Source organism: Flintibacter sp. (genome assembly GCF_046973065.1).
The window spans coordinates 38,202-59,385 of the sequence record NZ_JBKVXZ010000012.1; the positions used below are offsets into that span (position 1 = coordinate 38,202).

Consider the following 21,184-nt stretch of genomic DNA (forward strand, 5'->3'; position numbering starts at 1 on the left):
GGAGTGAGTTCCCTTGGCGCAGACCCGTGACGAAGAACGCCTGGCCAATGCCCCCATCGGCCCGTTGATGCTGAAATTGGCGGTACCGGCGGTAGCGGCTCAGGTCATCAATATGCTTTATAATATTGTGGACCGAATCTACATCGGTCACATCCCGGAGGTGGGAGACATCGCGCTCACCGGCGTGGGCGTCACCTTCCCCATTATTATGCTGGTATCTGCCTTTGCTGCCTTTGCTGGCCAGGGCGGCGCGCCCTTGGCCTCGATCCAGCTGGGTGCGGGCAACCGGGAGAAGGCGGAAAAAATTCTGGGCAACTCTCTGACTTTGCTGCTGATTGCCGCGGTAGCTCTTACGGTGGGATTCAGCATCTTCAAAGAACCCATTCTCTATGCCTTTGGCGCCTCGGAAAATACCATCGGCTATGCTATGGATTACATCGGCATCTACCTCATCGGTACCATCTTTGTCCAGCTGGCTCTGGGACTGAATACCTTCATCAGTGCCCAGGGTAAGGCCCTGGTGGCTATGCTCAGCGTGCTCATCGGCGCGGTCTTGAATATTTGCCTGGACCCGGTATTTATCTTTGGCCTGCATATGGGAGTGAAGGGTGCAGCTCTTGCCACTATTCTCTCTCAGGCGGTAAGCGCAGCCTGGGTGGTAGGCTTCCTGTGCAGCCGCCGCAGCGGCCTGCGGATCCGGAAGAAAAATATGCGCCTGGAGCCCAAGGTGGTAGGCCAGGTGGCCGGTTTGGGCGTGGCTCCCTTTATTATGCAGTCTACGGAGAGCCTGGTGACCGTGGTTCTGAACACCGGTATGCAGACCTACGGCGGTGACCTGTATGTAGGTACCATTACCATCATGCAGTCCATCATGCAGATGATCGTTCTGCCCACTCAGGGTATCACCCAGGGTACCCAGCCCATCATGAGCTACAACTACGGAGCGGGGAACTATCTGCGGGTGCGCCAGACCTTCAAGCGGCTGCTCACCGTTACCTTGACTGTGACCTGCGTTTCCTTTGTGGTGGTGGCTCTGTTCCCGGGGATGCTGGCCCGGATCTTTACCCCTCAGCAGGAACTCATTGACCTGGTAAGCCGGGTTATGCCAATCTTCTTTGGCGGTATCTGGGCCTTTGGCGCTCAGCTGGCCTGCCAGACTACCTTTATGGCTCTGGGCCAGGCCCGTACCAGTCTGTTCCTGGCCCTGCTGCGTAAAGTGATCCTGCTGGTTCCCCTGGCTATTATTCTGCCCCGGGTGACAGGCAGCGTCATGGGAATCTACGCCGCGGAGCCCATTGCGGATGCTCTGGCCAGTGCGACGACCCTGACCCTGTTTTTGAGCCGGCGCAAAAAGCTGCTCCCCACCGCAAAAGACCAATAAAAAATGGGACCGCCTCGGCGGTCCCATTTTTTAGTTTTCTCCGTCCAGAGTCTGAATGAGCAGATTGCGCAGGGAAATGGCGCTCTGGCGGTTCATCACCATAGAGGCCACCTGCTCGGTGTTGGGGGTGGCGATGTTCTCCAGTCCGTTGGTGGTAACTGTCACTGTATTTTCCATATATTTATAGGAGGCGTCCAGGGTGATCTCCAAAATCTCACCCTGCTTGTCGCTGACCTTGCGCAGGCCGAAGGTGTTGACATATTCCGGTTTCATCCACAGGACTCCTTTCAGGTAAAGGTAGCGGTGTAGGACAGCTCTTCCCAGGCGCCGGGCTGCAGGCTGCGGATACCTGCCTTGTCTTTCAGCTCACGGCCCACAAAGGTGGCATCGGGGAGGGTGGACCAGGGCTCAATGCACACGTAGTTGGTGTCAAAGGGCTTGGCCTGGGTCCAGATTCCCAGATAGGGAAAATCGGCGAAGTCCGCAGTGACCCGTGGACGGTCCTGCCCGTCCACCAGGACGGCTCTGGCCTGAGGAGGCTGATCCAGAATCACGGTATCCAGATGATACGTGGTGGGGTCAAGAGCGATGCGTCCGTTTTCCAGAGAAATGGCGCCATTTTTAGGCGTGACCAGGGACTGCTCATTGAGTCCATAGGGCTCGATGGCATCCTCCAGACCGGGCAGGCGGATGGCATACTGTCCCATGGTCTCCCCCTCCTCCAGGGGAGCGCGGAAGCCGTCGTGGACGCCCAGTTCGTAGTACATCACCTGCTCCGAGCGGTTTTCCACCCGGTGGCATTTGATCAAACGGTTCTCCTCCAGGGTATAAGTGACCGTGAGCGTGAAGGAGAAGGGATACATGCGCCGGGTCTCCTCGTTGTCGGTCAAGCGGAAGGAGGCCTTGGTGTCTGTGTGTTCCACGACCTCAAACACGCAGTCCCGGGCAAAGCCGTGCTTGTTCATGTGATAGGGAACGCCGTCCAGCAGGTAGGTGTTGTCTTTCAGACCGCACAGCACGGGAAAGAGGATGGGAGCGCGCCGAGCCCAGATGTCTGCGTCTCCCTGCCACAGGTACTCCGTGCCGTGGTGGTTGCGTACCGAGGCAAGCTGAGCGCCCAGGTCCTCGATGTCTACGGTGAGACATTCATTTTGAATGGTGACGATCATAGAGAAGGTCCTCCTTTGATATAGGTTCCGTTGAGAACAGCTTGCGTCAGCTCCTCCCCACGGTAGCATAGCTTCAAAGAGAAGAAGGGGGTGTCCTCTTGGGCGATGAGATCCAGAAAGATGGCGTCTCCCTCCCAGTGGGGCAGCTCCAACAGTTTTTTGCGGGGAATCCACTCCAGCACGCCCTCGTCGCACTCCTTCAGCGTTCCGTTGAAGCCGTCGGCAGTAAACAGGTGCATGTACTCGGTGGGCCAGCGGTCAGAGACAAAGGTGACGATCCCACGGTAGCGGTAGGAGGTGAGGGTCAGACCGGTCTCCTCCTTTGCCTCCCGCAGCACGCAGTCCTCGGGGCTCTCCTTGTCCTCGAACTTTCCCCCAATGCCGATCCACTTGTCGTGGTTGAGATCGTTTTCCTTCTTCACCCGGTGGAGCATGAGGTAGTCCTCACCCCGGGATATGTAGCATAAAGTGGTGTTGATCATTGCGCGGCCTCCACGTAGCCCAGTTTGGCGGCCACTGCGTCATACCGGGGGGTGGGCACACCGTACTGACGGCCCAGGCGCACCACCTGGAAAATGAGACCGTCCACCTCAGAGGGCTTTCCGGCATCCAGGTCCCGCTTGAGGGAGGTGGAGGCGTCGGGGGCCAGGGCGTCCTGAATGGCCAGGTTGCGCTCTGCCAAGTCGTCTCCCAGAGGAAAACCCATGGCGGCGGCCAGAGCGCCGATCTCATTGACAAAGGCCGCAAAATCGTCCCGGATGGGGCCGGGGTGCTGCATAGCGCCCACCTTTACATCGTGGAAGATCCCGCAGGCGGCCATGGGGGAAACCACCGAGAACTTCATCCAGGCATCCCGCTGGATGTTGTCCGAGAGAATGGCCTCCACGCCGCACTCGTTGAGGTCCTGCGCCACCTGCTCCAGCTCCGGGCGGTACTCCTCAGGAGTGCGGGGGCCAAAGACCACACGGAAGATGTCTCCGCTCATGTGCACCACTCCGGGAGCCTTAATCTCGGCGGCAATGTATACGCATCCGTCGGTGACCAGAGACTGGGGCAGGCGGGGCTGCATGGCGCCGCCAGTCCCTACCACATTCAAAATGGGGATCACGATGGTCTCCGGGCGGCACAGCCGCTCCAGGGTGGGGAAGATGCCCTCCAGAGAGTAGCCCTTGACACAGACAAAAATAACGTCGGGCTGCTGGTCATAATGCTCCTGTTCAAATGCGGGAATGGGGACGGCAAAGGTGCCGTGGCCGGTCTCCAGCACCAGGCCGTTTTCTTCAATGGCATCCCGGTGGGCGCCTCGGGCAATGAGGGAGACATCCTTTCCGCTCATGGCTAAGAAGGCGGCCAGACAGCCTCCTGTGCCGCCGGCGCCATATACAAGGTACTTCATAAAAGCCTCCAAGCAGTGTATAATTTATTTCCAGTATACCACGCTGAGGCGGCCAGGCGCAACACAGCCCGCCCGGGAAAAAAAGAATTGACAAACGGCAGGAATGGAGGTAAGATGAAAATCACTTACACAAATTAAAGTGTTGAAGAACTTAAAATGGCAATGACCGGGTAGTAGGCGAGTCCAAAACGCGCAGAGAGGGAGCGGCTGGTGTAAGCTCTCGGGGAGGACTCAGGACCGAAGCTCGCCCGCGAGCTATCTCGCTGAACGGCTTTTTGGCTGAGTAGGCGGGGTCGGATGCCCACCGTTATCGGGGTTTTGAGTGCGCGTCGCACACAGCAGCGGCGCGAAGTTAGGTGGTACCACGGAGTTTAGCGGCTTCGTCCTATCGTTTTGATAGGATGTGGCCGCTTTTGCTTTTTGGAAAGGAATGCGGAGGTGACGGTGAAATGAATGGAGCGCAGGCACTGATTGAAAGTTTGCTGCGAGAGGGCGTAACCCATATGTTTGGCTACGCCGGAGCAACGATCTGTCCGGCGGTAGACGCCCTGAAGGAACACCCGGAGATTGAATATACTCTGGTACGGACCGAGCAGAACGCGGGCCATATGGCTTCCGGCTATGCACGCATCAGCGGCAAGGTGGGCGTGTGCATGGTAACCAGCGGCCCGGGAGCGACCAACCTCATTACCGGTATCGCCACCGCCTATATGGACTCCATCCCCATGGTGGCCATCACCGGCCAGGTGCCCAGCCATCTGCTGGGCCGGGATATCTTCCAGGAAGTGGACATCACCGGCGCGGTGGCGCCCTTCTCCAAGCACAGCTACCTGGTCAAAAACGCCAACGACATCCCCCGGGTAATTAAGGAGGCCTTCCACATTGCCTCCACCGGCCGTCCCGGTCCGGTTCTCATTGATATTCCCATTGACGTGCAGGAGCAGCACCTGAGAAGCTTCCATTATCCGGAGCAGGTGGATATCCGGGGTTATAAGCCCAGCGTCAAGGGCAACGATCTGCAGATCAAGCGTGTGGTAGAGGCCATTGCCCGTTCCCGTCAGCCCCTCATCTGCGCCGGCGGCGGTGTTTGGCTGGCCGACGCCCGTGCCGAACTGCTGGAGCTGGCTGAGAGCTGTGCCATCCCCGTGGTCAAGACCATGATGGGTATTGGCCTTATCCCCACCGACCACCCCTTGAATATGGGTATGATCGGCGCTCACGGAAACCAATGTGCCAACCAGGCTCTGGCCAGGGCGGACCTGCTGATTATGGTAGGCACCCGCGCCGCCGACCGGGCGGTTGTGGATCCCCGGGAGATCCAGCGGCGTATGGCAACCATCCACATCGACGTAGACCCGGCAGAGATCGGCAAAAACATGCAGGCCGCAGTTCCTCTGGTGGGCGACGTGAAGGTGATTTTGCAGCAGATTCTGGAGCGTGGCGCTCCGGTAACCGACTCGTCCGCCTGGCTGGAGCAGCTGAAGGACTACCGCAAGGCGGAGCTTCAGCGCACCTTCCCCCAGCGGGAGGGCTATGTCTTCCCCGGTACGGTCATGCGCAAGCTGGGCCGAAAGCTGGATGAAGATGCGGTGGTCTGCGTAGACGTGGGTCAGAACCAGATTTTTGCCTGCAAGTACCTGCCTCAGAAGCAGGGGCGGCTGCTGACCAGCGGCGGCCTGGGCACCATGGGCTACGCCCTGCCCGCCGCCATTGGAGCTAAAGTGGCGGCGCCGGAGAAGCAGACGGTCGTTGTGTGCGGCGACGGCTCCTTCCAGATGGCTATGAATGAGCTCTCCGCCATCCGCTGTGCCGATATGGATGTAAAGATCGTCCTGCTGCGCAACCATATGCTGGGTTTGGTCCATCAGATCCAGTGCAGCGCCCCCTACCATGGTCCCTTCGGAGTGGCTCTGGATGGCTCTCCGGATTTTGAGACCATCGCTGCCGCCTACGGGATCCCCAGTCTCCTTGCCAGCGACGAGGAGAAGCTGGACGAGGTCTTGGATCAGTTCCTGAACACCAAGGGGTGCTGCCTGCTGATCTGTGAGGTCCACCCCGACGTGGGCACCAACGACTGAGAAAGGGGGAGAAGTGATGAAACAGACGATTTCCGTTCTGGTAGAAAACCGGGCAGGTGTGCTGAACCGAATTACCGGACTTTTCTCCCGCCGGGCGTTCAATATCGACTCCCTGGCTGTGGGTGTCACCGATGACCCCACCATCTCCCGCATTACCATTATTGTGGACAGCGGAAACAACGTGGTGGAGCAGGTGGAAAAGCAGCTCAACAAGCTCATTGAGGTTATCAAGGTCCGGACTCTGGAGGAGAACAACCTTATTGGCCGGGAACTGATGATTTTAAAGGTAAATGCCAACAACAAGACCCGCCAGGACATTATGACTATCTGCGAGATCATGGGGGCTAAGGTGGCGGATATTTCTCCCACCTCCCTGACCATGGAGCTGTCCGACACTCCCGACCGTCTGGATACCTTCCAGTCCATGATGCGCCCCTTCTCCATCCTGGAGGTGGCCCGCACCGGTGTGATTGCAGTACAAAAAGGTGGAGGAAAAATTTAAGTTCCTTTTCTCGTGAGAAAAGGAACCAAAAGAGCTTTGTGTAAAACCTTGTTTTGCCTCTTCCGCTTTGAAGAAGAAAAACACGTTCCTGTATATTAGGAGTTGAATCTATGAAAATCAGAGCCACTCAGGCCATCATGGAGTGCCTGCTGGAGCAGGAGGTGGACACCGTCTTCGGCTATCCCGGCGGAACCATCCTGAATCTCTATGATGAACTGTATAATTATCAAGATAAAATACGTCATGTATTGACTGCTCACGAGCAGGGAGCTTCCCATGCTGCCGACGGCTACGCCCGCTCCACCGGAAAGGTGGGAGTGTGCTTTGCCACCAGTGGCCCCGGAGCCACCAATCTGACTACCGGCATCGCTACCGCCTACATGGACTCCTCCCCTGTGGTGTTCATCACTTGCAACGTCAGTGAGAACCTGCTGGGCAAGGACTCCTTCCAGGAGGTAGACATCACCGGTATTGCTATGCCCATTACCAAGGCCACCTATCTGGTCCGGGATCCCCAGACCATCCCCGACGTGATGCGTCAGGCGTTTGCCGTGGCGGCCACCGGCCGGCCCGGCCCGGTGCTCATCGACTTTTTGAAGAATGTCACCTTCCTCAACGCCATGATCGACTATGAGTTCATCCCCTGGACCAAGAACCGCTCCACCAACAGCATCCGGGAACTGGCGGTGAACCACGGTCTGAAGGCGCCTGAGCCCGACCTGGGAGATATCGACAAGCTGGTGGATATGATCGCCCAGGCGGAGCGTCCGCTGATCATCTGCGGCGGCGGCGTGGTTCGAGGCCGGGCGGACAAACAGTTCCGGGAATTTGCCGAGAAGCTGGACGCGCCGGTGGCCATCACGGTCATGGGCGGCGGCGGCTTCCCCGGTGCTCATCCCCTCACCACCGGTATGATCGGCATGCACGGCTCTCAGGCCAGCAACGTGGCCTGCAATGAGTGCGACTTGCTCGTCGCGGTGGGTTGCCGGTTCTCTGATCGAGTGGCTCTCCAGCCGGAGAGCTTCGCCAGCCAGGCCAAGATCGTACATATTGATATTGACCGCTCTGAGATCGATAAAAACGTGCTTACCGACCACCACATCGTGGGTTCCGCCAAGCGGGTGCTGGAGCTGCTCAATGAGCGTCTGCCCCAGTACAGCCATCCGGAGTGGAAGGCGCATATTCTCCCACTGCGGGAGAAGCAGCCGGTGGAAGACGGCGATAAGCTTACCCCCGGTCAGATCCTGGACGCCATCCAGAAGGCGGTGCCCCACGATACCATCGTGGCCACCGACGTGGGCCAGCATCAGATGTGGTCCATCCAGCACTTCCACTTTGAGTATCCCGGCCAGCTGCTGACTTCCGGCGGATTTGGCACCATGGGCTTTGGCCTGGGAGCAGCGATTGGCGCCAAGATGGGCAACCTCGACAAGGTAGTGGTTCACACCACTGGCGACGGCTGCTTCCGTATGAACTGCCATGAGCTGGCCACCGTGCAGCACTATAATCTGCCCATTATCACCGTTGTCTTCAATAACGGAACTCTGGGTATGGTTCGTCAGTGGCAGCACCTCATTTATAACGAGCATTATTCCCAGACCACCCTGGACCGGGGCCCCGACTTTGTCAAGCTGGCCGAGGCCTATGGCTTGAAGGGCAAGCGGGTTACAAACCGTGCCGAGATGGAGGCCGCTCTTCAGGAGGCCCTCTCCTGCGGCTGCGGCTATGTGATCGACTGCCAGATCGATATGGACGAGATGGTTCGGCCTATGGTGGCCGGCGGTGCCCACATCACCGACTTTTTGCTTAAGTAAGGAGGCGGGGACATGAAAAAGACTTTTGATACCGAAAAGAAGCTCTATACCCTGTCCCTGCTGGTCCAGGATATTCCCGGTGTGCTGAGCCAGGTGGCCCGGCTGTTCTCCCGCAAGGGTTATAACATCGAGTCCATCGTCTCCGGCGAGACCAGCCAGCCCGGGGTGACCCGTATTACCATCGTCATCCTGGGGGATGAGCTGATGGTCAATCAGATTGCCGCCCAGTGCCGCAAGCTGATTCCCGTCATGGTGGTAAAGATCCTGGACGAGGAGACCTCCATCCAGCGGGAATTCGCCATGATCAAGGTCAAGGCGGTAGACCGCAACGCCCGGGACGAGGTGATCCAGATGGCCAACATCTTCCGCGCCAACATCATTGATGTCAGCCGGGAAACCCTCACTGTGGCTATCTTTGGAGATAAGAACAAGACCAGCGCCCTCATTGACCTGCTGGATGACTTCGGCATCCTGGAGATGGCGAAGACGGGCACCCTGGCCATTGAGCGGGGCCGCAGCTCTATCTATGATGACAACAAGCTGCGGGAAGAGTATAACTACGGCAAAAACGTACTGTAACGTCAATTCCACAGGCCGGACGGTCTGTTTGAAATTGGAATATATTTTATTTATAAAAAGGAGTGTACGATCATGGCTAAGATGTATTATGCCAAGGACTGTGACATCAACTATCTCAACGGGAAGAAGATCGCTATTATCGGCTACGGTTCCCAGGGTCACGCTCATGCCCTGAACCTGAAGGATTCCGGCTGCGATGTATGTGTGGGTCTGCGTGAGGGCTCCAAGAACTGGAAGAACGCCGAGGAGGCCGGCCTGAAGGTTATGTCCATTTCTGAGGCTGCCAAGTGGGGCGACATCGTGATGATGCTCATCAACGACGAGGTCCAGGCTGACGTGTACAAGCGTGACATCGCCCCCAACCTGGAGGAGGGCAACGCTCTGGCTTTTGCCCACGGCTTCAACATCCGCTATCAGCAGATCGTGCCTCCCAAGGGCGTGGACGTGTTCATGGCGGCCCCCAAGGGCCCCGGCCACACCGTCCGTTCCACCTACGTCAACGGCAAGGGCGTGCCCTGCCTCGTGGCGGTGGAGCAGAACGCCACCGGCAACGCCTATAAGCTCGCCCTGGCCTACATCGCGGGCATCGGCGGCGCCCGGGCCGGCGTGATGGAGACCACCTTCCACGACGAGACCGAGACCGACCTGTTCGGCGAGCAGACCGTGCTGTGCGGCGGCGTGGTGGATCTGATGCGCTGCGGCTTTGAGGTGCTGGTGGAGGCCGGCTATGAGCCGGAGAACGCTTACTTCGAGTGCATCCACGAGATGAAGCTGATCATCGACCTGATCAACAAGGGCGGCGTGGCTGCCATGAACTACTCCATCTCCGATACCGCGGAGTTCGGTGAGTATGTCTCCGGTCCCCGTGTTCTGCCTTACGAGGAGACCAAGAAGAACATGAAGGCGGTTCTCTCCGACATCCAGGACGGCACCTTTGCCGGCAAGTGGATCGCCGAAAACAAGAACGGCCGTACCTTCTTCAACTCCAAGCGTGCCCAGCTGGCCAAGCACCAGATGGAGATCGTGGGCGAGGAGCTGCGTAAGAACATGCTCTGGGGCGACGACAAGGATTTGGACACCGCTTCCAACTAATTTAGTTCCATACCAAAATGGTCCCCCGGCAAAAGCCGGGGGACCATTTTTTATCCGTTACCAACCGTGGGTCAATGCTATCATAGCGCCCAAAGACACCAAACAGCTGACTGCAAACCAAGCATGGACCAGCAGCATCCCGCCGGAAGCAAAGGCGGCCTTGTAATCTGCTTTTTGAGCACTAATGCGGCGCAGAACCTGTCGAATCTGGAAGAGGGGAGAAGGTCCACCCTCCCGCCTGCGGCACAGGCGCAGATACAGAAGGGGGAGAAAAATGAGGGTCAGGGAGCAAAGGAAGAATCCTTGTCCATAGGGCAATCCAGTCCAAGCCAGCAGAAGGGCATGCAGGCGCAGGGACTGTTGAAACAGAACGTTGTCCAACAGATGGACCAGAAAGGGAAGAGCGATTGTTCCAGTTTTCAGGTAGAGGTATCCGGTGAGAATACCAAAGGGAAATGCATAGAGTGCCTGGGGAAGATTCCCATGAAAGAAGGCAAACAGATAGGCGGAGACAAGGATGGCAAAGGTGTGGCCGTAGGGGGACAAATAGGTGCAGTAAAAGCGGCGAAACATGAATTCTTCCACAAGCGCGGCGGGGATAAGCAGCCAGAGATTCGGAAGAAAATCCGGCGGAGGATCTTGCGTAAGGATTTGGAAGGTTGGTCCGCCCAGACCAACAGACAGAACCGCTGTTGTGATCAGCAGGCAGATGCCATAGCCCAGCACGGCCCAGGCAATCCAGTGTTCTGGGGTGCCAGATGGACGCATAGGATTCGGCTTCTTTGGGAGCGGGCCCAGCAGGAGCCGTGCAGGCGGGAGAAATGCCAGCAGCCGCAGGGCATAGATCAGGGGCGTGGAGAGAAAATAGCAAACATTTTGTTCTATCCAATTGGAGATGGGCGAACATGCGGCCATCAGGATGATGCAAAGGAGCAGAACCGCTCCCATGCGGCTGGTTACTTGGGAAATGGGACGCAGTTTCATGGAACGCACCTCCGGGTTTATAAAAATAAATCTACCACTCGATTGAAGTTTATCATAATAAACCTACTGCGTCAATGAAAACAGGCGCCAAAGAAATCCTTCTTTGGCGCCTGTTCCATGTATATTCCTTTTTGGAGGATTACTCCTCTAACTCCATCTCATCCATGGCGTGACGCATGTGGATAGCCATGGCATACTCCGCTCCCCGGGCGTCTCCCTTGCGGAAAAAGTCCATGAGCATGGCGTGATCCTGCAAAGTGACCTGGGCCAGCTCCTCGGCGTGTTCTCCGGCAGAGATGGCCTCCTCCACCGCCTGGTTGATGATGGGCAGCAGGCGCACCATGAACTCGTTGTGGGTGGAGCGGACAATGGCGGTGTGGAAGGCCCGGTCGGCCCGGGTGCGGTCCTCACCCGAGCGGATGCAGGCGGCCACCGCTTCCCCCTTGGCCAGGATGTCAGCGCGCTCCTCCTGGGTGGCCCGACGGCAGGCCAGGGCGGCGGCCTGAGGCTCAAAGATGGCCCGCAGTTCAAACAGATCACGCAGGCGGCCCTTTACGCCATTTAACCGGTCAAACCCAAAGTCCTCGATCTCCTCCACCTGAGGGGAGACAAAGGTGCCTTTGCCCCGGCGTACCTCCAGCACACCCTGGGCACACAGGGAGCGGATGGCCTCCCGCAGAGTGGCCCGACTCACCCCCAGCTCCTGGGACAGCTCCACTTCGTTGGGCAGCTTATCTCCAGGCTGGAGGCGCTTTTCCGCCACAATCTGGTCATAGAGTGCGGCAGCAGCCTGCTGCCAGCGGTTTTTTCGTTCCATAGGGCCCTCCTGCATCCAAAATGGTCCTTGACATTCGTATCCCTATCTTATACTATATAGTCAGACAATGCAATAGAAATCAGACAACTGATTTTGCTTTTGAGGAGGTACTTCATTATGCGCTCTGACGTCATCAAGAAAGGGGCTCCCGCCGCCCCCAACCGTTCCCTGCTCTACGCCCTGGGCTACACCAAGGAGGAGCTGGAGCGGCCCCTCATCGGCGTGGTCTGTTCTTATAACGAGATCGTTCCCGGTCACATGAACCTGGACAAGATCGCCGAGGCCGTCAAGGCCGGCATCCGGGCCGCCGGCGGCACCCCCGTGGAGTTTCCCGCCATCGCCGTGTGCGACGGCATCGCCATGGGCCATGTGGGCATGAAGTACTCCCTGGTCACCCGTGATCTGATCGCCGACTCCACCGAGGCCATGGCCATGGCCCACCAGTTTGACGGACTGGTCATGATCCCCAACTGCGACAAGAACGTACCCGGCCTGCTCATGGCCGCCGCCCGGGTGAATATCCCCACCATCTTCGTCTCCGGCGGTCCTATGATGGCCGGTACCATGAATGACGGCCGCCGTACCTGCCTGAGCCACATGTTCGAGGCGGTAGGCTCTTACTACGCCGGCAAGCTGGACGAGGCGGGTCTGGAGGAGTACGAGAACAACGCCTGCCCCACCTGCGGCTCCTGCTCCGGCATGTATACCGCAAACTCCATGAACTGCCTCACCGAGGCCATTGGCATGGGTCTGCGGGGCAACGGTACCATTCCTGCCGTGTGGTCTGCCCGGCTGCGCCTGGCCAAGCACGCCGGTATGCAGATCATGGAGCTGGTGAAGAAGGACATTCGTCCTAGGGATATCATGACCGAGGCCGCCTTCCACAACGCCGAGACCATCGATATGGCTCTGGGATGCTCCACCAATACCATGCTCCACCTGCCTGCCATCGCCCATGAGTGCGGCATCGAGCTCAGCTTCGATATGGCCAATGAGATCTCCGACAAGACCCCCAACCTGTGCCACCTGGCCCCCGCCGGCAATACCTACATGGAGGACCTGGAGCGGGCCGGCGGCGTGTACGCGGTCATGGCCGAGCTGGCCAAAGCCGGCCTGCTGGATACCAGCCTGATGACCTGCACCGGCAAGACCATTGCTGAAAACCTGGAGGGCGTGGTCAACCGGAACCCCGAGCTCATCCGTCCCACTGAGAATCCCTACTCCAAGACCGGCGGCATCGCGGTCCTCAAGGGCAACCTGGCTCCTGACGGCTGTGTGGTGAAGCAGTCCGCCGTGGCCCCGGAGATGATGGTCCACGAGGGTCCCGCCCGGGTGTTTGACTCCGAGGAGGATGCCATCCAGGCCATCTACTCCGGTAAGATCGTGGCCGGTGACGTGGTAGTCATCCGCTGCGAGGGCCCCAAGGGCGGCCCCGGCATGCGTGAGATGCTCAACCCCACCTCCGCCATTGCGGGCATGGGTCTGGATAAGGACGTGGCCCTCATCACCGACGGCCGCTTCTCCGGCGCCACCCGCGGCGCATCTATCGGCCATGTCTCCCCTGAGGCGGCCTCCGGCGGCCCCATCGGCCTGGTGGAGGAGGGCGATCTCATCGCCATCGATATTCCCGCCCATACCATTACTCTGAAGGTAGACGAGGCCACCCTGGCTGCCCGGAAGGCCAAGTGGGTCTGCCCCGAGCCCAAGATCAAGACTGGTTACCTGGCCCGGTATGCCAAGCTGGTCTCCTCTGCGGATAAGGGAGCCATTCTGGAGTAATCCTTTCAGCCCCGCTGTTTTGTCGAAACAGCGGGGCTTTTCTGTGCTTTGGGACGACCTGTCATAAGCGTGCCATCCCCTTCGTATACTGGCAGAAAGGAAATGAGGTGGCGCGTATGGAATACAGTGGACTGCCCAATCAGGTGGCCCACCACATTCTTCTGGAGGGACGGGAACAGCTTACCGTCTCCGGTGTGGAGGAAGTGGAGAGCTTTGATGAAAATACCATCGTCATGCTCACGGTCAAGGGAACCTTGGTTGTGCGGGGAGAGGATCTGCATATTGAAAAGCTGTCTCTGGACGGGGGAGACCTGAAGGTGGAAGGAACCGTGGACTCCATGTCCTATGAGGACGCAGGCCGGGAGCGGGTGGGGCTGTTTGCCCGGCTGCTGGGCGGATGACGGCGGATGTGACGGCCCAGGCCTGGGCGGTAGTCCAGGCGATCGGACTGGGACTGGCCGCCGGACTGCTGTACGATCTGTTCCGGGTGCTGCGGGTTCGAGTCCATGTGCCCCTTTTGGGTCCGCTTTTGGATCTGCTGTTCTGGATCACGCTGACAGCGGTCTTGTTTGTTTGGTCCCAGTGGGCCTGGGGGGGGATGGTGCGGCTGTATGGAGCGGTATTTTTGTTCTTCGGAGGCTGCGTCTATTTTTGGCTGCTCAGTTCCGGTGTGCTCTGGGTGGGCTACCGTTTGGCAGATCTGGTCACTTTTGTACTAAAAATCTTAGTTCTCCCGTTGATTGCACTAAATCAGCTCCGGAAAAAAATCAAAAAACTTGCAAAAAATATCTTCCTTTCTGGGGCAAAATGGGGTAGAATAAATCAGATAACTCAGGAAATGGAGCGCTCGGCCCGCCGCCGGCGGGAACGTGAGAGAGGGGGAGAAGACCATGCGCCTCAGACGAACCGGGATTTTAACCAAGGTAGTGATCGTGGTGCTGTTGGTCTATCTGGCTACCTCTCTGCTGGATCTGCGTGGACAGATCCAGAACACCAAAGAGCAGCAGCAGACGGTGAGCCAGCAGGTAGAGGATCAGCGCCTGGCCAACCAGGAGCTTCAGGAGGCCATCGACAACAGCGATGACCCCGAAACTCTGGAGCGGGTGGCCCGGGAGCGGGGCTATGTCAAGCAGGGGGAGACCCTGTACAGTGACGTAGCCGGCTGAGACGCTGATGTGCGGGCGGAGGTGCGGGCTTCCGCCAGGCCGACGCACAGTTTCAGGGGGAAATTTACAAGGAGGATATTTCAGTCAGTATGGAGTTTGGTGTTGGGTCCATTTTGGACGGTAAGGTAACGGGAATCACGAAGTTTGGTGCGTTTGTGGCGCTGCCGGAGGGCCGCTCCGGATTGGTGCACATCTCCGAGATCGCCTATTCCTATGTCAATGAGGTCAGCGATTATCTGAAGGAGGGTCAGGAGGTCAAGGTCAAGGTCATCGGCATCGACCAGGCCAACCGGATCAATCTCTCCATTAAGAAGGTCAATGATCCGCCTCAGCGCGCCGCCGGGGGAGCTCAGGGAGGCAGACCTCCTCGTCAGGGCGGACCTCGCTCCAACGCGCCCCGTTCCGGGGGCTATGTGCCCCGTCCCGCCGCCCCCAAGGAGCCCACGGACTTTGAGGATCGGCTGAGACAGTTTATGCAGGCTTCCGACAGCAAACTCTCTGAGCTGCGCTATCTGGAGAAGAAGGGCGGAAACCGCCGTGGCGGCGGCCGCCGGTAATCGTACATCAAACCGTGCGGACCAAAGTCCGCACGGTTTTCTTTTTCCGCAAAAGAAAAGCGCCTCCCGAAGGAGGCGCCCAGTGTGCGGGGGAGAAATGTGCAGATTGGTGAGCTGCAACCAAAAGGTACCATAATATTCCACTTCAGTCAACGGGAAGGGGGTCGAATCCTGCCTCCCGAGAAAGGAAATCCTATGCTGATCATCAACGGAACGGTCCATACCATGGACGGACTGACCATCCCCGGAGGATATGTAGCCATTCGCGGCGATAAGATCGCCCAGGTTGGCCCCATGGAGGAGTGTCCCAAGGATTGGGAGGGACGGATCTTTGACGCCCGCGGCGGCCACATCACCCCCGGCTTTATTGACGCCCACTGCCATTTGGGTATGTTCGGCGACGGTGTGGGCATCGAAGGGGACGACGGCAATGAGGCCACCGATCCCTGTACCCCTCACCTCCGGGCGGTGGACGCGGTGAATCCTCTGGACCGCTGCTTCCAGGAGGCCCGGGAGGCGGGCGTGACTACGGTGCTCACCGGACCTGGCTCTGCCAATCCCATCAGCGGACAGTTTGCCGCCCTGAAGACCAACGGCAAGTGGGTGGACGCCATGGTGCTGAAAGCCCCTGCCGCCATGAAGATGGCTCTGGGCGAAAACCCCAAGCTCACCTATAACGAGCGCCACGAGACCCCCTCCACCCGTATGGCTACCGCCGCAGTGATCCGGGAAAATCTGGCCAAGGCGGTGGAGTACCGGGAGAAGCTGGAGCGGGCGGCCCAGGATGAGGACGAGGACAAGCCGGACTATGACGCCAAGCTGGAGGCGCTGCTGCCGGTGATCAACGGGGAACTGCCCGTCCAGATCCACGCTCACCGGGCTGACGACATTGCCACCGGCATCCGGATCTGCAAGGAATTTGGGCTGAAGTATGTCATTGTCCACGGCACCGAGGGACATCTCATCCCCGAACTGCTGGCTCAGGAGGGGGCCGGTGTGATCACCGGACCCTGTCTGGGAGACCGATCCAAGCCCGAGCTGGCCAACATGACTATTGAGACCCCCGCCATCCTGCGGATGTTCGGAGTGAAAACCGCGGTGTGTACCGACCACCCCGAGACCCCCATCCAGTATCTGCCCCTGTGTGCTGCCATGGCCATCCGGGGCGGCATGGACCCGGAGGGCGCCCTGGCCTGTATCACCATCAATGCCGCTCAGCTGGCGGGCATTGATGACCGGGTGGGTTCCCTCACCCCCGGCAAGGACGCCGACGTGGTGGTCACCAGCGCCCACCCCCTCAACTGGCTCAGCCGGGTGCGTCTGGTGGTCATGGACGGTAAGGTGATCAAGGAATAAGCCCATGTAAAAGCGACACGAAAAAATTTCATAAATATTTCATAAAAATCGGTGGTATTTTTCCTTATCTATGGTATAATGCTGACATAGGGAGAGAACCCTCTCCCCCTGTCACACAGATCCCCCTTCGGGGGTGAAAGGAGCGACCGATATGAAGTTTGTGTTTACAGACAAAAAGGTGAACATACCCAACTACATCCACAACTATGCGGAGAAGAAAGTGGGTAAGCTCGACCGTTATTTTAAGGAGGATGCCACCGCCGCAATTACGTTCAGCATCGAGAAGGACCGTAACCAGGTGGAGGTCACCATTCGGTCCAGCGGCACCATCTTCCGTGTGTCTGAAAGCTCCTCTGATATGCGTGCTTCCATCGACGCGGCTGTAGCTTCTCTGGAGCGCCAGTTCCGTAAAAATAAGTCCCGTCTGGAGAAGCGTCTGCGCCAGGGTGCCTTTGAGCGGACCATTGATGAGGCGGAAGTGGCTTCTTTCGTTCCTGATGGACCGGAAGAGGGCGAGTACCGCATCGTGCGCACCAAGACCTTCCCCATTAAGCCCATGACCCAGGAGGAGGCCATCCTGCAGATGAATCTGCTGGGTCACAGCTTCTTCGCCTTCCGCAATGAGGACGCCGACGGCTCCTTCGCTGTGGTATACCGCCGCAACGACGGGGACTACGGAATCATCGAGGACGAGACCTGACATCGCTTTACAACGCCCGCCCCACTTTGGGGCGGGCGTTTTTTGCCCTTGCTACGGGGGCTTGCGGCGGGTATAATGAAAGAAAATCAGAAATTTGGAGGACAAACGGATGAGCCGGGAACAGGTGCTCTCCCTGCTGCTGCAGCAGGAGAATCAATATGTATCCGGGGAGGCCATGAGCCGTACCCTGGGGATCAGCCGCGCGGCGGTATGGAAGGCCATTGAGGCCCTGCGCCAGGAGGGATATACTATTCAGTCCGCGCCCAACCGCGGGTATCGGCTGGACAGCGCGCCCGACCGGGTGCGGGAGGGGGAGTTGACCGGACCTCTGGCCGGATGCCATGTGGGTGAGAAGCTGCTGTGTCTGGACACCGTAGATTCCACCAACACCGAGTGCAAGCGCCAGGCCATGGCAGGAGCGCCGGATGGGTTGGTGGTCATCAGTGAGGAGCAGACCGGCGGCCGGGGACGGCTGGGACGGACCTTCCAGTCCCCCAAGGGCCGGGGCCTGTATGTATCTGCCCTGCTGCGCCCCCAGCTGCCCCCTGCCGAGGTGACCGACTTTACCGCCTGGGTGGCAGTGGCGGTGTGCGACGGCATTGAGGCCGCCTGCGGTCTGCGTCCCCAGATCAAGTGGACCAATGATATCATTCTCAACGGGAAAAAAGTGTGCGGCATCCTTACCGAGATGGGGCTGGAGAGCGAGAGCAACGCCCTGCAGTACCTGATCCCGGGCATCGGCATCAACGCCAACCACGATCCGGAGGATTTCAGTGAAGATGTGCGCCCCATGGCCACCTCTCTGGCCCAGGAGCTGGGGCATCCGGTGCGCCGCTCCGAGCTGGCCGTCCAGGTCATCCGTGCCCTGGACCGGATGTACGCCGCCTTCCCCCAGGGGAAGCAGGAGTATTTGGACAAGTACCGCGCCGACTGCCTCACCCCGGGCAACCAGGTGCAGCTCATCACCCCCGTCTCCCGCCGGGAGGCCAAGGCTGTGGCCATCGACGACGAATTCCGCCTGGTGGTGGAGTATCCCGATGGCAGCCGGGAGGCCCTGTCAGCCGGAGAAGTTTCGGTGCGGGGCATGTATGGATATGTTTAAAGTGTAGCCTCTGCCGGACGGCTTGTAAGAGCCGTCCGGTTTTTTTGCGCCGATTTGGAAGGAAATTGGAAACGACTTCTGTCAAAACTCCACGAAAACAGGCAAAAAGGTCAGAAAAAAGGAAAGAGGTTTTGTGCCTTTCGCTTAAATTGCAAAAAAGATAAAATTGGGGCTTGAACCTATAGTTACTATACCTATTATGATGGGTCCATCGAAAACGAGAGCAAGTGGAGTGTAAGGAGGAAGCAGTATGGAATCCACCATTTTGATCCGCAACGCACGGGCCATTGTGACCTGCGACGGACAGGACCGGGTGTACTACGACTCGGACATGCTGATCCAGGGTCCCAAGATCGTTAAGATTGGAAAGAATCTCACGGACCCCCACGATCAGGAAATCGACGCCACCGACAAGTTTGTCTATCCCGGCCTTATCAACACGCACCACCACTTTTTCCAGACCTTTGTACGAAACCTCAAAACCATTGATTATCCCAACATGACGGTGCCTCAGTGGCTGGACAAGATCTACCGTATCTTCCAGATGGTGGACGACCAGGTGATCTATTACTCCTCTCTCACCGCCATGGCCGACCTGCTCAAGCACGGCTGCACCTGTGCCTTTGACCACCAGTACTGCTTTACCAAGGCCACCGGCAAGGCTCCGGTGGACCGGCAGATGGAGGCGGCCTCCCAGCTGGGCATCCGTTACCACGCAGGCCGCGGCGTGAACACCCTGCCCCGTGAGGAGGGCAGCACCATTCCCGCCAATATGCTGGAGACCACCGACGAGTATCTGAAGGACTGTGAGCGCATCATCAAGCTCTATCACGATCCCAAGCCCTACTCCATGTCCCAGATCGTCATGGCCCCCTGCCAGCCCATCAACAGCTACCCTGAGACCTTTACCGAAACCGTGACCTTTGCCCGGGAGAAGGGCGTGCGGATGCACACCCATCTGGGCGAGGGCGAAAACGAGATCATGGTGGAGCGCTGGGGCAAGCGCACCCTGGACTGGTGCGGCGAGATCGGCTTCCTGGGTCCCGACGTGTGGATCGCCCACGGCTGGGAGCTGACTCCCAAGGAGTACGAGGTGCTGGCCAAGGCGGGTACCGGCGTGTCCCACTGTCCCGGCCCCGCTATTCTGGGCGGCTTCCCCATCCTCCCCATCGGCCAGATGCAGGAGATGGGCGTGTGCGTCAGCCTGGGCTGCGACGGCTCGGCCACCAACGACAGCTCCAGCCTGCTGGACTCCATGCGCACCGCTTGGATGATGCAGGCCTGGCACAGCAAGCAGCGGGGCGGCTGCATCTCCCCCTATGAGATGCTGAAGATCGCCACCGTCAACGGCGCCAAGACCCTGGGCCGCAACGACCTGGGCTCTCTGGAGCCGGAGAAGGGTGCCGACCTGTTTATGGTGGACGCCGGGGTGCTGGAGCTCACCGGCACCCTCCACGATCCCAGAAACCTGCTGGCCCGCACCGGCGTCACCGGAAATGTGTGGCTGACCATGGTCAACGGCCAGGTGGTCTTCCAGGGCGGGCATCTAACCCGGGTGGACGAAGGGAAATTGGCCCGGGAGGGCGAGGCCGTGTGCACCAAGGTGCTGCGGGAGCCCTGCGAGGCCTTCCACAATTTGGGCTGAGCATTGCTTGGTTCCATGGGATATGATTTGAAAAAGGAGAAGATACGATGAAAAAGCTGATCACTCTTGTGCTGGCCATGGCTATGGCCCTGTCTCTCGTCGCCTGCGGCGGGGGTTCCGGCTCCAATTCTGCTTCCAATTCCGGCTCCAACAGCCAGAGCGGCACCCAGGAGGGCGCTCTGAAGGTGGCCCTGTGCATGTCCGGCGCGGTCAACGACCAGGGCTGGAACCAGTCCGCTTATGACGGCGCCAAGGCCGCCTGCGACAAGTACGGCTACGAGCTGGCCTACACCGAGAACCTGAATGCCGCCGACATTGCCGCTGCTTTTGCTGACTATGCCGCCGCCGGCTACGATGTGATCATCGGCCACGGCTTTGAGTTCGGCGATCCCGCTCTGGAGGTCGCTTCCACCTACCCCGACGTTACCTTTATCTGCACCGAGGCCAGCGCCTCTGCCGACAACGTGGCCTCCTATGTGATGGCCTGTGAGCAGACCGCCTATGTGGAGGGCGTCATCGCCGCCAGCATGAGCCAGACCGGCACCATCGGTGCCATCGGCCCCATCCAGGGCGACTCCCTGGTGAAGATCGTCAACGGCTACATTGAGGGTGCTAAGTCCGTCAACCCCGACATTGATGTGAAGACCGCTTGGACCAACTCCTACGTGGATACCCAGCTGGCTCAGGAGTCCGCCTCCGCCATGATCGAGGGCGGCACCGACGTCATCAAGCACTGCGCCAACGCCTGCGGCAACGGTGCCATCAGCGCCGCTGTGACCGCCGATATCTGGTGCCAGGGCGACTCCTATGACCAGAGCTCTCTGGCTCCTGAGAACATCCTGGACTCCGCCATCTACAACCTGGACGTGGTGCTGGACATCGCCCTGGGCACCGTGGCTGACGGCTCCTTCGAGGGCGGCGTGTACAACCTGGGTATGGCCGACGGCGCTGTGGAGGTTCTGATCTCCGACAACGTGCCTCAGGAGGTCGCTGACAAGGCTCAGGCCACCATCGACGCCATTGTCTCCGGCGAGCTGGTCATCACCCCCAACTACACCGTAGAGTAA

21 protein-coding genes, 1 pseudogene and 1 other annotated feature are annotated in these 21,184 nt (G+C 58.9%); of the genes and pseudogenes, 16 read left to right on the forward strand and 6 right to left on the reverse strand.

The genetic code is table 11. The features are described from left to right. The first annotated feature begins 13 nt into the window (after positions 1 to 13). A complete protein-coding gene (locus tag ACLTXB_RS06565) occupies positions 14 to 1,381 on the forward strand; it encodes an MATE family efflux transporter (RefSeq protein ID WP_428226464.1) in 1,368 nt (455 codons plus the stop codon). Positions 1,382 to 1,411: 30 nt separating this feature from the next. Here the strand turns inward: ACLTXB_RS06565 and ACLTXB_RS06570 are convergent, their stop codons facing one another. From ACLTXB_RS06570 to ACLTXB_RS06585, 4 genes are read right to left on the reverse strand one after another with little or no spacing between them, the layout of a single operon-like run. After that, positions 1,412 to 1,654, reverse strand: a complete 243-nt coding sequence (locus ACLTXB_RS06570; protein WP_008981950.1) for a hypothetical protein — start codon at positions 1,652 to 1,654, stop codon at positions 1,412 to 1,414. 14 nt (positions 1,655 to 1,668) lie between these two features. Further along, the gene (locus ACLTXB_RS06575) at positions 1,669 to 2,550 is read right to left on the reverse strand and encodes an aldose 1-epimerase family protein (protein WP_008981949.1); all 882 of its coding nucleotides are present in this window, start codon (positions 2,548 to 2,550) and stop codon (positions 1,669 to 1,671) included. Then, on the reverse strand, positions 2,547 to 3,032 hold the full coding sequence (locus tag ACLTXB_RS06580; protein WP_151075380.1) for an NUDIX hydrolase: 486 nt from the start codon (positions 3,030 to 3,032) through the stop codon (positions 2,547 to 2,549). The genes ACLTXB_RS06575 and ACLTXB_RS06580 overlap by 4 nt, the downstream gene beginning before the upstream one ends. Further along, complete coding sequence (locus ACLTXB_RS06585) at positions 3,029 to 3,946, reverse strand: ketopantoate reductase family protein (protein WP_428226465.1); 918 nt, start codon at positions 3,944 to 3,946, stop codon at positions 3,029 to 3,031. Before ACLTXB_RS06585 ends, ACLTXB_RS06580 begins: the two co-directional genes overlap by 4 nt. A 153-nt stretch (positions 3,947 to 4,099) precedes the next feature. Beyond that, positions 4,100 to 4,337, forward strand: a binding site (T-box leader). A gap of 58 nt (positions 4,338 to 4,395) precedes the next feature. Here ACLTXB_RS06585 and ilvB (ACLTXB_RS06590) point away from each other — a divergent pair. The 5 genes from ilvB (ACLTXB_RS06590) (at position 4,396) to ilvC (ending at position 10,011) form a co-directional block, all read left to right on the forward strand. Beyond that, positions 4,396 to 6,024: a biosynthetic-type acetolactate synthase large subunit gene (gene ilvB / locus ACLTXB_RS06590; protein WP_428226466.1), complete on the forward strand. Its 1,629-nt coding sequence runs from the start codon at positions 4,396 to 4,398 to the stop codon at positions 6,022 to 6,024. Positions 6,025 to 6,040: 16 nt separating this feature from the next. After that, on the forward strand, positions 6,041 to 6,526 hold the full coding sequence (gene ilvN, locus ACLTXB_RS06595; RefSeq protein ID WP_008981945.1) for an acetolactate synthase small subunit: 486 nt from the start codon (positions 6,041 to 6,043) through the stop codon (positions 6,524 to 6,526). A 110-nt stretch (positions 6,527 to 6,636) separates the two neighbouring features. Next, a complete protein-coding gene (ilvB, locus tag ACLTXB_RS06600; protein ID WP_428226467.1) occupies positions 6,637 to 8,340 on the forward strand; it encodes a biosynthetic-type acetolactate synthase large subunit in 1,704 nt (567 codons plus the stop codon). A gap of 12 nt (positions 8,341 to 8,352) precedes the next feature. Beyond that, the gene (ilvN, locus tag ACLTXB_RS06605) at positions 8,353 to 8,919 is read left to right on the forward strand and encodes an acetolactate synthase small subunit (RefSeq protein WP_008981943.1); all 567 of its coding nucleotides are present in this window, start codon (positions 8,353 to 8,355) and stop codon (positions 8,917 to 8,919) included. A 72-nt stretch (positions 8,920 to 8,991) separates the two neighbouring features. Next, positions 8,992 to 10,011, forward strand: a complete 1,020-nt coding sequence (gene ilvC / locus ACLTXB_RS06610; RefSeq protein WP_428226468.1) for a ketol-acid reductoisomerase — start codon at positions 8,992 to 8,994, stop codon at positions 10,009 to 10,011. Positions 10,012 to 10,068: 57 nt separating this feature from the next. Here ilvC and ACLTXB_RS06615 read toward each other — a convergent pair whose 3' ends face one another. Together ACLTXB_RS06615 and ACLTXB_RS06620 are read right to left on the reverse strand one after the other, a co-directional pair. Continuing rightward, positions 10,069 to 10,995 carry a lysostaphin resistance A-like protein gene (locus tag ACLTXB_RS06615; RefSeq protein WP_428226469.1) on the reverse strand — a complete coding sequence of 309 codons (927 nt, stop codon included), beginning with the start codon at positions 10,993 to 10,995 and terminating at the stop codon, positions 10,069 to 10,071. A 139-nt stretch (positions 10,996 to 11,134) separates the two neighbouring features. Continuing rightward, positions 11,135 to 11,812: a FadR/GntR family transcriptional regulator gene (locus tag ACLTXB_RS06620; RefSeq protein ID WP_428226470.1), complete on the reverse strand. Its 678-nt coding sequence runs from the start codon at positions 11,810 to 11,812 to the stop codon at positions 11,135 to 11,137. A gap of 117 nt (positions 11,813 to 11,929) precedes the next feature. On the opposite strand from ACLTXB_RS06620, the gene ilvD reads away from it, so the two are divergent. From ilvD to ACLTXB_RS06670, 10 genes and pseudogenes are all read left to right on the forward strand, one after another. Then, on the forward strand, positions 11,930 to 13,591 hold the full coding sequence (gene ilvD, locus ACLTXB_RS06625; RefSeq protein WP_428226471.1) for a dihydroxy-acid dehydratase: 1,662 nt from the start codon (positions 11,930 to 11,932) through the stop codon (positions 13,589 to 13,591). Between the two features lie 116 nt (positions 13,592 to 13,707). Next, positions 13,708 to 13,992 carry a YabP/YqfC family sporulation protein gene (locus tag ACLTXB_RS06630; protein WP_428226472.1) on the forward strand — a complete coding sequence of 95 codons (285 nt, stop codon included), beginning with the start codon at positions 13,708 to 13,710 and terminating at the stop codon, positions 13,990 to 13,992. Next, positions 13,989 to 14,243: pseudogene (yabQ, locus tag ACLTXB_RS06635) on the forward strand (spore cortex biosynthesis protein YabQ); the annotation flags it as partial. The gene ACLTXB_RS06630 and the pseudogene yabQ, both read left to right, overlap by 4 nt. Before the next feature lie 238 nt (positions 14,244 to 14,481). Further along, positions 14,482 to 14,757 carry a septum formation initiator family protein gene (locus tag ACLTXB_RS06640; protein WP_008981937.1) on the forward strand — a complete coding sequence of 92 codons (276 nt, stop codon included), beginning with the start codon at positions 14,482 to 14,484 and terminating at the stop codon, positions 14,755 to 14,757. Positions 14,758 to 14,846: 89 nt separating this feature from the next. Next, positions 14,847 to 15,314 carry a S1 RNA-binding domain-containing protein gene (locus ACLTXB_RS06645; RefSeq protein WP_008981936.1) on the forward strand — a complete coding sequence of 156 codons (468 nt, stop codon included), beginning with the start codon at positions 14,847 to 14,849 and terminating at the stop codon, positions 15,312 to 15,314. Positions 15,315 to 15,509: 195 nt separating this feature from the next. Beyond that, a complete protein-coding gene (locus tag ACLTXB_RS06650; RefSeq protein ID WP_040648639.1) occupies positions 15,510 to 16,670 on the forward strand; it encodes an amidohydrolase in 1,161 nt (386 codons plus the stop codon). Between the two features lie 151 nt (positions 16,671 to 16,821). Continuing rightward, the gene (gene hpf / locus ACLTXB_RS06655; protein ID WP_008981934.1) at positions 16,822 to 17,370 is read left to right on the forward strand and encodes a ribosome hibernation-promoting factor, HPF/YfiA family; all 549 of its coding nucleotides are present in this window, start codon (positions 16,822 to 16,824) and stop codon (positions 17,368 to 17,370) included. 109 nt (positions 17,371 to 17,479) lie between these two features. Beyond that, positions 17,480 to 18,472, forward strand: coding sequence for a biotin--[acetyl-CoA-carboxylase] ligase (locus ACLTXB_RS06660; protein WP_110441345.1), 993 nt, complete (start codon positions 17,480 to 17,482; stop codon positions 18,470 to 18,472). A gap of 250 nt (positions 18,473 to 18,722) precedes the next feature. Further along, entirely contained in the window at positions 18,723 to 20,117 is a 1,395-nt protein-coding gene (locus ACLTXB_RS06665; protein WP_428226473.1) for an amidohydrolase, read from the forward strand. 47 nt (positions 20,118 to 20,164) lie between these two features. Continuing rightward, positions 20,165 to 21,184 (forward strand): BMP family ABC transporter substrate-binding protein, encoded by a 1,020-nt coding sequence (locus ACLTXB_RS06670; RefSeq protein ID WP_428226474.1) that lies wholly within the window; start codon positions 20,165 to 20,167, stop codon positions 21,182 to 21,184.